Annotated in this window: 13 protein-coding genes; 7 read left to right on the forward strand and 6 right to left on the reverse strand. The window is 74.4% G+C overall.

The window, feature by feature from the left end:
* Positions 1–281: 281 nt before the first annotated feature.
* On the forward strand, positions 282–794 hold the full coding sequence (locus tag ACGFYQ_RS07705; protein ID WP_393741052.1) for a hypothetical protein: 513 nt from the start codon (positions 282–284) through the stop codon (positions 792–794).
* Here ACGFYQ_RS07705 and galK read toward each other — a convergent pair.
* Together galK and galT are read right to left on the reverse strand one after the other, a co-directional pair.
* Positions 773–2,062 carry a galactokinase gene (gene galK, locus ACGFYQ_RS07710; protein ID WP_393741054.1) on the reverse strand — a complete coding sequence of 430 codons (1,290 nt, stop codon included), beginning with the start codon at positions 2,060–2,062 and terminating at the stop codon, positions 773–775. The genes ACGFYQ_RS07705 and galK overlap by 22 nt on opposite strands.
* Positions 2,059–3,102, reverse strand: a complete 1,044-nt coding sequence (galT, locus tag ACGFYQ_RS07715) for a galactose-1-phosphate uridylyltransferase (RefSeq protein ID WP_393741056.1) — start codon at positions 3,100–3,102, stop codon at positions 2,059–2,061. The genes galK and galT overlap by 4 nt, the downstream gene beginning before the upstream one ends.
* 137 nt (positions 3,103–3,239) lie before the next feature.
* Here galT and ACGFYQ_RS07720 point away from each other — a divergent pair, with 137 nt between their 5' ends.
* The 5 genes from ACGFYQ_RS07720 to ACGFYQ_RS07740 all read left to right on the forward strand — a co-directional run bounded on the left by ACGFYQ_RS07720 (position 3,240) and on the right by ACGFYQ_RS07740 (position 7,361).
* Positions 3,240–4,049 carry a DeoR/GlpR family DNA-binding transcription regulator gene (locus tag ACGFYQ_RS07720; protein ID WP_393741058.1) on the forward strand — a complete coding sequence of 270 codons (810 nt, stop codon included), beginning with the start codon at positions 3,240–3,242 and terminating at the stop codon, positions 4,047–4,049.
* 231 nt (positions 4,050–4,280) lie between these two features.
* On the forward strand, positions 4,281–4,940 hold the full coding sequence (locus tag ACGFYQ_RS07725) for a DUF2278 family protein (RefSeq protein WP_393741060.1): 660 nt from the start codon (positions 4,281–4,283) through the stop codon (positions 4,938–4,940).
* Positions 4,941–5,107: 167 nt separating this feature from the next.
* Entirely contained in the window at positions 5,108–5,743 is a 636-nt protein-coding gene (locus tag ACGFYQ_RS07730) for an ATP-binding cassette domain-containing protein (protein WP_393741062.1), read from the forward strand.
* Entirely contained in the window at positions 5,740–6,606 is an 867-nt protein-coding gene (locus ACGFYQ_RS07735) for a metal ABC transporter permease (protein WP_393741064.1), read from the forward strand. Before ACGFYQ_RS07730 ends, ACGFYQ_RS07735 begins: the two co-directional genes overlap by 4 nt.
* Positions 6,564–7,361 carry an ABC transporter substrate-binding protein gene (locus ACGFYQ_RS07740; protein ID WP_393741066.1) on the forward strand — a complete coding sequence of 266 codons (798 nt, stop codon included), beginning with the start codon at positions 6,564–6,566 and terminating at the stop codon, positions 7,359–7,361. Before ACGFYQ_RS07735 ends, ACGFYQ_RS07740 begins: the two co-directional genes overlap by 43 nt.
* 55 nt (positions 7,362–7,416) lie before the next feature.
* Here ACGFYQ_RS07740 and ACGFYQ_RS07745 read toward each other — a convergent pair whose 3' ends face one another.
* Positions 7,417–9,201 carry a class I adenylate-forming enzyme family protein gene (locus ACGFYQ_RS07745; protein WP_393741068.1) on the reverse strand — a complete coding sequence of 595 codons (1,785 nt, stop codon included), beginning with the start codon at positions 9,199–9,201 and terminating at the stop codon, positions 7,417–7,419.
* Positions 9,198–10,979: a CoA transferase gene (locus ACGFYQ_RS07750; RefSeq protein WP_393741070.1), complete on the reverse strand. Its 1,782-nt coding sequence runs from the start codon at positions 10,977–10,979 to the stop codon at positions 9,198–9,200. The genes ACGFYQ_RS07745 and ACGFYQ_RS07750 overlap by 4 nt, the downstream gene beginning before the upstream one ends.
* Positions 10,980–11,133: 154 nt before the next feature.
* Between ACGFYQ_RS07750 and ACGFYQ_RS07755 the strand changes: the two genes are divergently transcribed.
* Complete coding sequence (locus ACGFYQ_RS07755; RefSeq protein WP_393741072.1) at positions 11,134–12,360, forward strand: acyl-CoA dehydrogenase family protein; 1,227 nt, start codon at positions 11,134–11,136, stop codon at positions 12,358–12,360.
* On the opposite strand, the gene ACGFYQ_RS07760 is transcribed toward ACGFYQ_RS07755, so the two are convergent.
* Positions 12,347–13,492 (reverse strand): sugar ABC transporter permease, encoded by a 1,146-nt coding sequence (locus ACGFYQ_RS07760; RefSeq protein WP_393741074.1) that lies wholly within the window; start codon positions 13,490–13,492, stop codon positions 12,347–12,349. The two genes, ACGFYQ_RS07755 and ACGFYQ_RS07760, sit on opposite strands and share 14 nt — an antisense overlap.
* Complete coding sequence (locus tag ACGFYQ_RS07765) at positions 13,489–14,748, reverse strand: MFS transporter (protein ID WP_393741076.1); 1,260 nt, start codon at positions 14,746–14,748, stop codon at positions 13,489–13,491. Before ACGFYQ_RS07765 ends, ACGFYQ_RS07760 begins: the two co-directional genes overlap by 4 nt.
* Positions 14,749–14,799: the final 51 nt, after the last annotated feature.

The following is a 14,799-nucleotide window of genomic DNA, read 5'->3' on the forward strand; positions in this document are numbered from 1 at the left end:
CAACAGACGCCGGAGAGGCCCACAGCCTCCCCGGCGCCTCTGCCGTTCACGCAAGGAATCAGAGGTCCCCCCTCCTGGAGCCCGGGTGACGGAGCTTCGACGCGGTGCGGCTGACACCAGCCCGTCAGCCCTGTCCTGACCGCACCCCGATGACCGGCGAGGTGTGAGGCCCTCTGGTCTTCACGCGTAGATGTCGGGCACCATCGCTGTGCTCGACGCACCACCTGCACCGTCCCCATCCCGGTCCCCCGAACCGGCGGTCACCCGCAGGAGGCCCTTCCGTGAAGACCCGTTCCGTCCTCACCGCTCTCGCCCTCGTCCTCGGCGCGCTCTTCGCACCCGGATTCGGCGCACTCGTCGCCACGACCGGTGCCCACGCCGCCACCACCAAGATCAGCCATGCGACCGCGACCTCGATGTTCCGGCAGGTCGGCATCACGTGGTCGTCGTCCGGCAACTGTTCCGACCGGAACAACCCGACGTGTACGTCCTTCGAGCAGCTCAACCTCGCCACCGCGCAAGGCGCGCAGACCCTCAAGCGCGCCACCGGCTGCGCCCTCAACATCACCGGCGGCACCGAGACCGGACACGCGAGCGGCACGTACTCGCACTGGAACGGCTACAAGCTCGACTACGCGAAGGGAACGTGCGTCACCAACTACATCAAGAACACCTTCACTTACATCGGTGTGCGCGGCGACGGAGCGCCGATGTGGCGGTCCGGCTCCGGGAACGTCTACGCCGACGAAGGCAGCCACTGGGACGTCCTCTACTACAACTGCGGCGGCTGCTGACGGCTTTCGGGCTTGAGGCGCCGGGCGCCCGCGGAGGGCGTGGCGGCGAGGATGCGTGGGGGGCGGTGGCCGGCGGCGGTGAACGCGGCCGTGACGGAGCCGCCCACCGTGCTCTCCCGGCCGGCCCGCACCAGGGCGATGACGGAGCCGCCGAAGCCGCCGCCCGTCATCCGGGCGCCGAGCGCCCCGGCGTCCAGCGCCGCGGTCACGGCGAGGTCGGTCTCCGGGCAGGAGACGCGATAGTCGTCGCGGAGCGAGGCGTGGCCCTCGGTGAGGATCGGGCCGAGCGCCGCCGCGTTTCCTTCCCGCAGCCGGGAGACGGCTTCACCGACCCGGGCGTTCTCGGTCACCACATGGCGGACCAGGGGGGCGAGCTCCGCCGGCAACGCGTCCAGGGCTCGCGGGAGTTCCCCGGCGGGCAGGTCGCGCAGGGCGGGCAGGCCGAGCAGGGCGGCCGCGCGTTCGCAGCCCGCGCGCAGGGCGGCGTACGCCCCGTCGCCGAGGTCGTGGCTGACCCGGGTGTCGATCACCAACAACCGCAGACCCTGGCCCCGCACGTCGAAGGGCACGTGCCGGTGGCGCTCCGGGCTCCGGGCGTCGAGGTGGAGGGCGGCCCCGGCGGTGCAGCAGACGGAAGCCATCTGGTCCATGATCCCGCAGGGGACGCCGACGAAGGCGTTCTCCGCGCGCTGCGCGATCCGGGCCAGTTCGGGCCCGGGCAGGCGCAGCCCGTACAACTCGTCGTACGCGACGGCCACCGCGCACTCCAGGGCGGCGGAGGAGGAGAGTCCGGCGCCGGTGGGCACCGTGCTGTCGAAGTGAAGGTCCGCGCCCCCGACGGGGTGTCCCGCCTCGGCGAGTGCCCAGACCACGCCGGCCGGGTAGCCGGCCCAGCCCGGTACGGTGCCGGGGGCCAGCGCGGCCACGGCCAGGTCGGTGATCCGGCCGTCACCTTGAGCGCTGTGCAGCCGCAGCCGTCCGTCCGTACGGCTCCGGGCGGCGAGCAGGGTGCTCTGCGGGAGGGCCATCGGGAGGGCGAACCCGTCGTTGTAGTCGGTGTGTTCGCCGATCAGGTTGACCCGGCCCGGCGCCGCCCAGACCCCGTCCGGGGAGCCGCCGAAGAGCCGCCGGAAGGCATCCGCGACCTGGTCCGCCGCCCGGTTGTCGTCGTCACGCCGGTCCGAGTCACACCGCTCCGAGTCACACCGGTCCGACCGGTCCGAGGGGTCCGATTGGTGCGAGGGGTCCGACTGGTCCGTCCGGTTCACGACAGGGCCTCCCGAAGTCGTCGCGCGGCCGCCTCGGGGGCCACGTCGTTGATGAACGCTTCCGTCCCGGACTCCGTCCCGGCGAGGAACTTCAGCTTGTCGGCGGTCCTGCGGACGGTGAACAGTTCCAGGTGCAGGGCCAGTTCCGCGCCATCGGTGCGGGGCGCCTGGTGCCAGGCGGAGATGTACGGCGTGGGAGCCGCCGGCTGCCCGGGTACGGGGAAGAGCCGGTCGAAGCGGCGCAGCAGGTCCAGGTAGATGCCGGGGAACTCGGCCCGCTCGGCCTCGGTGAGGCGGGTCAGGTCGGGGACGCGGCGGTGCGGGTAGAGGTGCACCTCGTACGGCCAGCGGGCGGCGTACGGCACGAAGGCGGTCCAGTGCTCCCCGGCCGTCACCACGCGCTCGGTGGCGGCCCGGGCGCCCGCCAGCAGGTCCTCGAAGAGGTTGCGGCCGGTGGCGGCGCGGTGGGCGGCCGCGGCGGCGGTCATCTTGGCGGTGCGGGGCGTGGCGAAGGGAAAGGCGTAGATCTGGCCGTGCGGGTGGGCGAGCGTCACCCCGATCTCGATCCCCCGGTTCTCGAAGCAGTACACCTGCTCGACGCCCGGGAGGGCGGAGAGCTCCGCGGTGCGGTCGGTCCACGCGTCCAGGACCAGGCGGGCGGCGGCCGGGGTCAGGTCGGCGAAGCGGGCCTCGTGGTCCGGGGTGAAGCACACGACCTCGCAGCGGCCGGCCGCGCCCGCGAGGGAGGGGAAGCGGTTCTCGAAGACGGCCACCTCGTAGTCGGCTGCGGGGATCTCGCCGAGCCGGCCGTCCCGGGAGGGGCAGAGCGGGCACTCGCCGGCCGGCGGGTGGTAGGTGCGGCCCTGCCGGTGGGAGGCGATCGTGATCCAGTCGCCGGTCGCCTCGTCCCGCCGCGGTTCCGGGTGGCTGTGCACGCGGTCCAGCGGGCGCAGGTCGGGCGCCTCGCGTACGGCGCGCTCGTCGGCGTCGAAGTAGATCAGTTCGCGGCCGTCCGCGAGTTTCGTGAGCGTTTTCTTCACCCGCCAAGAATAAACAGACCCCAACACCAATCACCAGTTCCTTGTTGATCCACCCACACACTTCCTCACACTTCAACAACATTGCTGTGCTATCTTGCTGCCTTCTGACCGGATTCGCCGATACCCGGGAGTCGACCGTGGCCGAACAGGCTGCCCAGCTGGCCCACCAGCGTCGTGCGCTCATCCTGGACGCGGTCCGGCGCGACGGCGCGGTAAGGGTGGCTGACCTGGTCGGGCAGCTCGGCGTCTCGGACATGACGATCCGCCGGGACCTGGACGCCCTCGCCCGGCGCGGCGCCGTGGAGAAGGTCTACGGCGGTGCCGTCGCCGCGGCCGGGGCCAGCGGCCACGAGCCAGGATTCGACGCCAAATCCGATCTGGAGGGTGCCGCCAAGGCCGCCATCGCGGAGACGGCCGCGGCCCTGGTGAAGCCGGGCAGCGTGGTCGCGGTCTCGGGCGGCACCACCGCGCACGCGGTCGCCGCCCGGCTGCTCGGCGTCCCTCGGCTCACGATCGTCACCAACTCCCTTCCGGTGGCGGAGCTGGTCCGGGCCGCCGGCCGCGATCCGGGAGCCGGGGCCCCGACCCTGTTGCTGACGGGCGGCTCCCCCACCCCCTCGGCCGCGCTGGTCGGCCCGCTCGCCGACCTGGTGATCGGTTCCCTTCACGTGGACCTGCTCGTCCTCGGCGCGCACGGGGTGGCGGAGGAGGCCGGCCTGACCACCCCGAATCTCATGGAGGCACAGACCAACCGGGCCCTGGTCGCCTCGGCACGACGGGTCGCCGTCGTCGCCGACCACAGCAAGTGGGGCGTGGTCGGGCTCAGCGGTTTCGCCGCACTGGACCGGGCCGACTGGTTCGTCACCGACGCCGGAATGCCCGCCCCGGCCCGCGCCGTCCTCGCGGAGAGGGTGGGCGAACTCCTCGTCGCCGGCGAGGAACACTGAGCCGCCCGCCCGGGCCGGTCCCCGGGAGCCGCCGCTCAGGCGTCTCCCAGCCCCCAGTACGGTCGCGCCCACGTGCGGAAATCAACGGGGAGGAACGGTCATGGAGTTGACGCGAGCCCGTTCACACCGCATCTCTGTCTGACGGAGCGATAGCGGCGGCCCGGCAACCCCTGCATCCGCATGGCCGAGCCCTGATGGCCGCCCGCCCGGGCCGGTGATTCACTGAGTGGCATGCCATTCGACCACTACGGCGTGCTGGCCGGGACTCTGCGGCAGCACTTCCGCGACACGCCTGACACGCAGGGAGCGTGGTTCCACGTCAACCTCCGGGTCGAAGCACCGGACGGCCGGTACAAGTGCGCCGTCGACGTGGACAGCCACGACTCCGCGACCGGTGTGCGGTGGAAGGTCCTCACCGTGGACGCCTCGGCGCTCGGTCCGGTGGCCGCGCTGACTCCCGGGTACCACGAGCTCGCCCGTACGGATGGGTCCGGCGCGCTCGACTACATCCGGCATCCGGCCCTGCGGGACCACCCGCTCCGGCCGCCGCTGCCGCTGCCCCGTCGGCTGCTGGACCTCCTCGACCGGCTGCCCAAGCCGTCCCGGCACTGGGAATCGGGGTCCAACCTCGACGCCGCCCGCGCCCTGGAGCCGATCCTCGTCGTCGGACGGCCGATCCTGGTCTTCGGCGAGCCGTTCACCGCCGGCCTGGGCATGCACAACATCCACCAGAACCAGGGCGACCCGTACGGCAGCGACTGGTGGGAGGAGAACGGCATCTGGCAGGACGGTGCGACGCTGACCCGCCGCCCCGACGGCCGGTACGACGTGTTCCTGAACAAGTTCTCCACCCAGAAGGACCACACGGACTCCGACGGCCATCCCGCCTGAGCGAGCGGGAGTCGTCAGTCGTCAGATCCCGTCAGGGTCCGCATGCGGCGCCCGTCCGAAACGGTTTCCCCTCGGCGGGAACCCGAGGCCCCCGGCATCCGACTACTGCCGCGTGGGAGGCGGAGCCCCGTCATCCCGCGCGGCAGCGGACGATCGAGGGGCGTGTGATGGGCGGGCTGGATGTGCGCATGCGGGAGGTCGCCTGCCGGCACGGCCGGGTGGAGGCCGTCGCCGACGTGGATCTGGAGATCGCCGCCGGCGAGCGCGTGGCGCTGACCGGGACCAACGGCTCCGGCAAGACCACGCTGCTGCGTGCCGTCCTCGGCCTGCACCGCCAGGTGACCGGCTCGATCCTGGTCGGCGGCCGGGACACCCGCTCGCCGGCCGAGTGGGCGTGGCGGCGCCGGGCCTGCGCCTGGATCCCGCAGAAGCCGGCCGCCGGCCGCTTCCCGCTCCTCGGCGCCGAACTGCTGGCCGCCGGTGGCGCTCCGGCGGAGGCGGCCGAAGCCGCGGACCGGCTCGGGGTGGGTCCGCTCACCGGGCGGCCCCTGCACACCCTCTCCGGTGGCCAGTTGCAGCGCATGTACCTGGCCCGGGCGATCGGCTGCGTGGCCGCCGGCGCCCAGGTGCTCCTGGCCGACGAACCCACCGCCGCCCTCGACTTCGACGGCCAGTCGGAGGCCGCGGACGTCCTCACCTCCCTGCCGGTGACCCTCGTCGTGGTCACGCACGACCGCGCGCTGGCGGAACGCTGCGACCGCGTACTGGAGATGGCCGCGGGCCGGCTGCGGGAGGTCCGGTGACCCTGGCCACCGCCGATCTCGGCACGCTCCTCCAGCTGCTGCCCGTACAGCGGGCCGGACTGTCCCTGCTGCTGGCCGCGATCGGCCTGCCGGTCATCGGGGTGGTCATCGTCGGGCTCGACATCATGCCGGTCCGGTTCGCGATGATGCACGTTGCGCTGCTGGGCATCGCCGTCGGCCTGCTCACCGGACTCGACCCCATGCTGTGCGCGCTGGTGGCCTGCGCCCTGGCCGGTGCGGGCGTCGCACCGCTCGCCCGCACCCCGGACGGGCTGTCGGGTGCGATGGGCCTGCTGATGAGCCTGGCCATCGCCGCCGCGCTGCTCGTCCTGGCCGTGTCGGGGGTCAATGCCTCCGGCGCCTTCGCCCTGTTGTGGGGGTCGATCCTGTCCGTCGCCGCCGCCGACCTCGTCGTGCTGGGCGTACTGGCCGTCGTCGTACCGGCCCTGTTCTGGTGGCGGCGGCGCGAGATCGCGCTGCTGCTGTACGACCGCGAGCTCGCCCAGTGCTCCGGCGTCCCGGTGCGGGCGCTGACCGCGGCGCTCCTGGTCCTGGTCGCCGTCGCGGTCGCCGGGGCGATCAAACTCACCGGCGCCCTGCTCGTCGACGCCCTGACCCTGCTGCCCGCACTCGCCGCGCGCCGCCTGGGCAGCTCGCTGAAGTCGATCACCCTCTGGGCGGTCGGCATCGGTGTCGCGGTGAATCTGACGGGGTTCCTGCTGGCCCTGTGGCTGGACTGGCCGCCGGGCCCGGTCCTCGTCCTGACGGCGGGGGTACTGGTCCTCGCCGTCCATCTCATACCCGAACGGAGAATCAGCTCATGGCGCGCACCCGCGGCCGTATCCCTTCCCTCCTCGCACTGAGCGCGGCGCTCTTCCTGGCCGCCGGTTGCGGGAACGACGCCTCGTCCGAGGACGGCAAGCCCCAACACGACGGGAAGCCGGTCGTGGTCGTCACCACCACCTGGGAGGGCGCCTTCGCGAAGGCGGCCGGCGCCGAGGACATCAAGGTCATCGTGCCGCAGTCCGTCCATCACGCCCCGGACTACGACCCGAAGCCCTCGGACCTCGCCGCCGTGGCCGAGGCCGACTTCGTGCTGTACGCGCCCTTCGAGCCGTACGCCGCGAAGATCAAGGAGGCGGCCGGCTCCAAGGCCAAGCTGGTCGAGGTGAACCTCGACAACGACCCCGACAAGGTGAACGCCGAAGTCGCCAAGCTGGGCGGGCTGTTCGGCACCGAGGACGCGGCCGCCCGGTGGAAGACCGGTTTCGCCACCGAGTACGCGCAGCTGAACAAGGAACTCCAGGCCGCCTGGCCCGGCGGGAAGAGCCCCTCCGTGGTGACCCAGGTCTTCACCGCGTGGTCGGCGAAGCTGTCGGGCGCCACCGCCGTGGGCACGTACGGGCCCGAGGCCGTGACCCCGGCGCAGCTCGCCGAGCTCTCCGCGAAGAAGCCCGCGCTCGTGCTGGACAACGCGCACATGTCCACAGGCACGGTCCTGCCCGACTCGGGCGCCAGGCAGGTGAAGATCGTCAACTACCCGGGCGAGGACCTCGACCTGCTGCCGGTCTACCGCAATGCGGCGGCCGAGCTGAAGAAGGCCATGGGAACCTCCTGAGCGGACGGCACCACGGGAAAGGGGCCCGGCGGCGTGGAGCCGCCGGGCCCCGCCGTCATCCCGCCTGTGCGAGCGGGACCGCGGCGCCCGCGCCGTTCCGCGACTGCGGCGGGCTCTCGGCCGCGCCAGCCGCCGGCCGCTCGGTCAGGCGCTCGGTCAGGCGCTCGGTCACATCATCCGTCCGACTCTCCGTCACGTCACTCGTCCGGCTTTCCGCCAAGCGCTCGCGCAGCGCCGCCCGGTCCGGTTTGCCGGCCGCCGTCAGCGGCAGCTCTGCGAGTACGAGGAGACGCTCGGGGTGTTTGCGCCGCTCCAGCCCGCGCCCGCTCAGGTGGTCGCCGAGCGAGGCGAGGGTGGGCGGCCGCCCGCCGCGCGCCACCACACAGGCCGCCAGCCGCTCCCCCATCAGCGGGTCGGGGACGCCGACGCAGACCACGTCCCGGACCCGGGGGTGCGCGGTGAGCTCGCGCTCCACCTCGGCGGGGCTGATGTTGGCGCCGCCGCGGATGACGATGTCCTTGAGGCGGCCGACGACGTGCAGGACGCTGTCGGTGTCGAGGAAGCCGAGGTCGCCGGTGCGGACCCAGCCGTCGGGCGTCCGGTACCGGGCGTCCAGGTCGGGGGCGCCCACGTAGCACAGCGGGGTCATGGGGCCGCGCGAGATGATCTCCCCGATGTCCCCGTCGGGCAGCGGTTCGTGGGTGTCGGGGTCGGCGATGCGGATCTCGGCGACCCGGGGGTCCGGGTGGCCCGCGACCACGCCCGAGCCGTCGGTGGGCGGGACCGTATGGCCGAGCCCGGTATGGCAGTTGACCCCGTCGGCGGATCCGTAGAGGTTCACGACCGGACAGCCGAACGCCTGCGCCGCGCCCGCGGCCGTGGTCTCGTCGAGCGGCGCACCGCCGAGGATGAGCGCGGTGGGCGCGGGCAGCTTCTCGCCCGTCTCGTCGAGGCGTTCGAGCATCATGCGGACCATGGTGGGAACGCCGAGGACGTGGGTCGGCTCGTGTGCGCGTACGGCCGCGATCGCCGCCTCCGCGGTGAAGCGTTCGAGCAGGACGAGGGTCCCGCCGTGCCGGGCGAGCGTGACGGCGGTGCCGTTGGAACCGAAGGCGGAGGCCAGCGGTACGAGGAAGAGGCAGCGCGGCGGGGTCCGGTCCGGGATGAGGGAGGCGAGGAAGTTCCCCCGCCCGCCGGCCAGCGCGTTGTGCGAGTACGCGATCATCTTCGGCTCGGCCTCCGAACCGGACGAGACGAGGATGCGTGCCGCGCTGTCGGGGTCGGGCCGGGCCGGGACGAATCCGCTGGGGTCGGAGCGCAGCAGGCGCGCCAGCGGAATCGTTCCTTCAGGTGCGGTGCCCGGGCCCGCGGCGACGACGTGGCGGAGCGCCGGCAGCGCTCCCGCGAGGGTCGCCAGTGCCGCCGCGTGCCGGAATCCGCGGTGCTCGGTCGCGGCGATGACGGCGACCGCCTCGGCCCGGCGCAGCAGGCACTCGGCCTCCAGGGTGCCCCGGCCGACGGGGAACGGGAGCGCGATCGCCCCGAGGGCGGCCAGCGCCAGATCGGCGATGACGGCGTTGCGGTTGTCGGGGAGCTGTACGCCGACCACGTCGCCCGGGCGGATGCCGAGGTCTCCGAGGCCGGTGGCCAGACATCGCACCTTGCGGTCCAGCGCGGTGTAGCAGAGCGCGCCCTTGGCGTCGAGGACGGCGGTCCGGTGCAGGTCGGCGATCTGCCGGGCCCGGAAGAGGCTGTAGAGATCGAGGTCCGGGCAGGTGCCGTCGACCACCCAGGACCGGCGGAGTCCGGCGGGCAACAGGTCGTGCAGTTCGACAGTCACGCGAAGCTCCAGGGGTCGGGAACTGCGGGGGCGCCGTGCGCGTCGCGGCTGATCGAGCCGGCGAAACGCGGGTCGCGGTGCAGGTCGGAGAGGTCGGTGGTGACGGCGGTCGCGGTCAGTCCGTGGTCGCGCAGCTGCCGCAGGGCTTCGCCGGTGGTCAGCGCGCGCAGGTCGTACGCGGCGACCGCGGCGGCGCATGCGTCGGTGGGGGCGATCCAGCCGTCGGCCGTCGGCAGCGGCTGCCGGAACCCGGCCGGTCTGCGCGGGTTCCCGCCCCGGGCCGCCCGGCGCAGGGCGGGGCCGGTCAGCGTGTCGGCGGCGCCGAGCAGGGAGGAGTCCACCCGTACGCCGCGGCCGGTGCGCTCACGCAGCAGCAGCCCTGCGAGTACCGCCTCGGCGCCGAGCAGCCCGCCGAGTACGTCGAGCAGGGTCATCAGCGAAGGCGCCGCGGGCTCGCCTTCCGGGCGGACGGCTTCGCCGACGCCGGTGCGCGCCTGGACCATGAAGTCGGTACCCATCGGGGCGTCGTGGAGCCGGCCGGCCCAGCCGCTGGTGTAGGCGTGGACGAGCGCCGGGTTGACCTGTGCGAGGTCGTCGGCGTCGAGGCCGAGTTCGGCGGCCTTGCCCGGCGCCCAGTTGTGCAGGAACACGTCGGCCTGCGCCGCCATCTCCCGCAGCCGGGCCCGGTCCGCCTCCCCCTTGATGTCGATCTCGACGGCCTGTTTGCCGCGGTTGAGGGCGAGCCAGCGGGCCGAGGTTCCGGAACAGGCCGGGGGCATGCCCCGCAGCGGGTCCCCGCCCGGCGGCTCGATCCGGATCACCTCGGCACCGAGCAGTCCCAGCAGGTGGGCGGCGAGCGGTGCCTGGATGCGGCGGCCGGCCTCCAGCACGGTGAGCCCGGCCAGCGGCCGGCCGGGGGGCGGCGGGCCCGGCCTGCCGAGCACGGGCCCGGAGCCCAGCGGGGTCAGGGACCAGGGGGCGGCGCCGTCGTGTTCGCCGGCCCGTTCGGCGAGCGTGCGCAGCGCGCACACCTGGGCTCCGGAGCGGGCCGCTGCCTGGCGGATCCGTGCCCAGCCGTGGGCGCGCGTCACCGTGTGCAGGGCCGCCGGGAAGGGGGCGCAGGCCGTGGCGTAGCGGAACTGGAAGGGCCGCCAGCCCTTGCGCATCGCCTCGGCGGGTGCCTCCAGGGCCCGCCAGAAGGCGGCCCAGGCACCCGGATCGAGGGTCTCCAGCTCGAAGAGAACGCCCTCGGCGGAGGTGAACGGGGGTCCGCCTGCGGCGAGTTCGGCGGCCTCCCCTTCGTCGGCTCCGGCCGCGGCGAGGTACTGGGACACCGTGAGCAGTCCGGCCCGGTCCGCGCTGGTGGTCACCTGCGCGGCGGCCCCGCCCCGGGCCTGGCCCACCAGTTCCGCGAGCAACCCCTGCACCGTCAGGACGGCGGTGGCCGTGGCCGCGAAGTCGGCGGCCAGGCCGCGCGGACTGCCGTCCCTGCGGCCGTGTACGGCCATGATGCCGGTCGCGGCCTGCACCGTGGCCTCGTCGGCGAGTCCGCTCGCGGGAGCGGCCCACGTGGCGATCGCGTGAGCCGGCGCGAAGTCCCCGCCCGCGAGGGTGATGCTGCCCGCCGCGGCGCCATCGCCCCGGCCGGGGTGGTCCGTTCGTGCGCCGAGCATGCGCAGGTGGTCGGTGACGACGCTCGTGATCTGCGGGGGCCCCGCGGTGTCGAAGCGCAGTGTGTCGAGCGGCCGGACCGTCTGCGTGGTTGCTGGTGACGCCATGCCTCTCCTCTCCTGGCGCGGCGGTGGCCGTCGCCCGGGTCTTACGGAACGCGGGGAACCCGGGAGCCTGCGCACCCGACCAGTTCCACGGACAGAGAGTCGGACAGCCGTTCCCACGAGTTCCCGGGAATGGGCGGAAACGAGGAGGAGAGCAATGACAGGACCGGACCCGGCCCCCGTCACCGGGCACCCACAAACCACCTTTGCAAAAGGGGAATTGAGGACCAGGGTCGACCAGTTCGTCCGTACCCGGGTGATCCCGCAGGAGTCGGTACTGGACGCGGGCGGCCCCGAGGCCGCCGCCGCTCTGGCCGAACTGCGCCGCCAGGCCCGGCGCGAGGGGCTCTGGGCGCTGCCTCTCCCCACGGAACTGGGCGGCGGCGGGCTGCCCTTCGGGGCGTACGCCGAGCTGGCCGAGGCCGAGGGGGCCAGTGATCACGGCCCCGCCGCGCTGGGGTCCGCGTCCCTGCTCGATGTCACGATGCTGGCGCGGCACGGGGGGACGCGGGTCCGCGAGGAGTATCTGAAGCCCCTGGTCGCCGGGGAGCTGCGTACCTGCTACGCCATGACCGAGCCGGACGTGCCGGGCACCGACCCCTTCCTGACCGGCACCCGGGCGGAGCACCGGCCGGACGGCAGCTGGGTCGTCACCGGCCGCAAATGGTTCACCTCCGGCGCGGCGGGCGCCGACCTGGTGACCGTCATGGCCCGCACGGACGGAGCCACCGGAGACCGCGAGGGGCTGTCCCTGCTGCTCGTGCCCACCCGCTCCCCCGGCTTCCGGGTGGTCCGCGAACTCCCCGTGCTCGGCGCCGCGGGCCAGTACGAGATCGCGCTCGACCGGGTCCCGGTGCCCGCGGACCACCTCCTCGGCGAGCCCGGCAGCGCCCTGTCCCTCGCGGGCGAGCGGCTCCAGCTCGGCCGTACGCTGCGCTGTCTGCGCTGGCTCGGCCAGGCCCAGCGCGCCTTCGACCTCATGTGTGAACGGGCCGCCACCCACCGCGGATCGCGTGGACCGCTGGCCGACCACCAACTGGTCCAGCAGCACGTCTTCGACGCGCTGCTCGCGCTGCGGACCACCCGGCCGCTCGTCCACGAGGCGGTGGCCCTGATCGGCTCCGGGCAGGACGCGCGCACGGAGGTGGGGCTGGCCAAGGTCGCCGCCGCCCGCATGCTCCAGCGGGTCGCGGACTCCGCCATCCAGGTGTACGGCGCCGCCGGGCTCGGGCCGGACACCCCGCTGCCGGCGCTCTTCCGTACCGGCCGGGCGGCCCGCATCCTCGACGGACCGGACGAGCTCCACATCACCTCTGTGGCCCGCCGCGTCCTGCGCGAGTACGGCGGCCGGGAGCCCGCCGGGCCAGGTCCTACACGCGGGTGATGTCGACGACTTCATCCAGCGCGGCCAGCCCGAGCGCCAGGAAGAAGTCGCCCCAGACGAGTTCGTGCCGGACCGCCAGCTCTTTCCCGGCGTCGTAGCAGCCGTCCAGCAGCATCCCGGCCGGGCGGCCGATCCCTGGACCGGTCCCGGGACTGGGCCCGATCCCTGGACCAGTCCCGGGACCGGTGAGATGGGCACGCACGAGGTGACGCAGGATCGCCGCGGCCTGGTGCGCGTACGCCGCCGCCCGCAGGCCGGGCACCCGCGCGAGCTTCAGCAGGGCGACCGCGGTGATCGCGGCGGCCGAGGTGTCGAGGGGCCCGTCCGGCCGGCACGCGTCGGCGGGAGGTACGAGCGGTCCGGCCGATCCCCCTCCCTGTACCAGGAGTTGATCTGCCGCCCCGTCGAGCCGGACCCGGCCGGTCCTCGCGACCTCCGGGCGCAGCAGGGCGTCGGCGACCGCGAGGAGCAGCCAGGCCGCTCCCCGGCTCCAGCCCGGCGGCGGATCCGCACAGGGCTGCCAGCCCGCCGCCTCGTCGAAGCGCCAGGCGGGCCGCGGCGATCGGTGCGGCGTCCCGCCCTCGCCGAGGCACAGGTCGAGGTGCCGGTGCAGATGGGCCGCTGCCGCGGCCACCCCTTGCGGTCCGGCGCCGGCCAGGAGCGGAACCGTACCGGGAACGCCGTCCACGCGGGCCAGCAGGCGCGGCCCGCCCAGCGCGCTCCCCCAGGGCAGCAGTCCGAGGCCCGGATCGCAGGCCGACAGGCAGGCACGGGCGGCTCGCTCGCGCAGGGCGGCGGCTTCGGCGTCGTCCCCGGCAGGGGCGGTCCCGTACCAGAGGATCAGCCCGCGGGTGGCGGTGTCGGCGTCCGCCCACGGTGCCAGCCGGGCCGTGCACGCGGCGGCCGCCCGCCGGTCGGCCGCATCACCGGTGCACCGCGCGCGCAGCCACAGCAGACCGGCCCAGAATCCGCCCGTCCACGAACCGCGGCCGGTCGTCGTCCACCGCCCGTCGCCCGGCCCGGCGTACAAGGGGAAGCGCGTGCCCACTTCGGCCGCGGTCACCCCGACGCGCTCGATGACGGCGGCCAGCGCGCGGCCGGCCCAGTCCTCGTCGGACGTCGCGGCGCTCACGCCGCCTCCTCCCGCCGACCCCGGCGGCCCCGTCGGCCCCGCCCGTCCCGCCCGTCCCGCCCGTCCCGCTGGTCCCGTACGGCCCAGACGAACGCGACCGTTCCCGCCGCCGCGAACTCCGCCGCCACCAGCAGCCAGCCGGACCCGTAGCGTTCGCTCTGCGCGAGCAGGCCGAACAGGGGCGGCCCCACGGCGAATCCGGCGAAGAAGCCGGCCGCGACCAGCGCCGAGTCCTGTCCGGCCCGGCCGGGCGCGGCCCGCTGCATGACGAGCACCATCGAGACGGCGTTGCCGGACACGGCGAACACACCGACGGCGACCGCGCCGGCCCACACCAGCGGACTCGCGACGAGAGCGGCTCCCAGCAGGGCCGCCGCCCCGAGCGCTCCGCACGCGAGCCATCCCGGCAGCCACTCGGCGCGCCCGGGCCGGGCCGCCTTCGACCAGCCGACCCGGCCCGCGATCCCCGCCATGCCCAGGACGGCGACCAGAGCGCCCGCCGTCGTCGGGCCCATGCCGAGGCGCTGCGCGCCGAACAGGGCGAGGTAGGTGTTCACGGAGGCGATCCCGGCGCCGAGGAACAGCGAGAAGGCCGCCAGCCAGGCCACCATTCCGCGCGGAACGAACGATGTACGGGGGCCCGCGGGGGCCGGCGGAGGGTCGGCCGGCAGTGCGCGCAGGGCCCACAGCCCGGCGAGCAGGGCCGCGCCGGCGCCCGTCCACACGGCGCCCCGCCAGCCGATCCCGCCCGCGAGCGCCGCCAGCGGCAATCCGGCGGCGAAGGCGCCCAGTTGGACACCGGACTGCTTGAGTCCCGTCACCGCGCCCCGCCGCGCGGGCGCAACGGCGCGCAGGACGGCCTTGTTGGTGGCCGGGTTGGCCAGCGCCTGCGGTACGCCGCCCAGCGCGACGGCGCCCAGCAGCACACCGGTGCCGGGCGCGGCGCCGATCAGGGCGAGCGCCACCGCGGAGACCAGCAGGAGGACCACCAGGGAACGGCGCGGACCGATGCGGTCCACGATCCGGCCGCCCACCGGGGACAGTACGGCGGCGGTCCCGAAGCCGATCGTGGTCGTCAGCCCCAGCACGGCGGGCGACACCCCCAACTCGTCGACCAGGCGCGGCCCGAGTGCCCCGAGCAGGAACAACTGCAGCATGGAGAACGCCATGGCGCAGGTGAGGAGCCCGGTCAGCCACCGGCCCGCCCCGCCGTCCGTCGTCCCCGCCGACGACACGGTCGCCGTCCCCTCCGCCACCACAGAAGTCTCCGTTCCCCGGACGTTGAACCCTTCGACCGGCCGGGTAGG

Source organism: Streptomyces sp. NPDC048258 (genome assembly GCF_043201995.1).
In the GTDB taxonomy this organism is placed as follows: Bacteria; Actinomycetota; Actinomycetes; order Streptomycetales; family Streptomycetaceae; genus Streptomyces.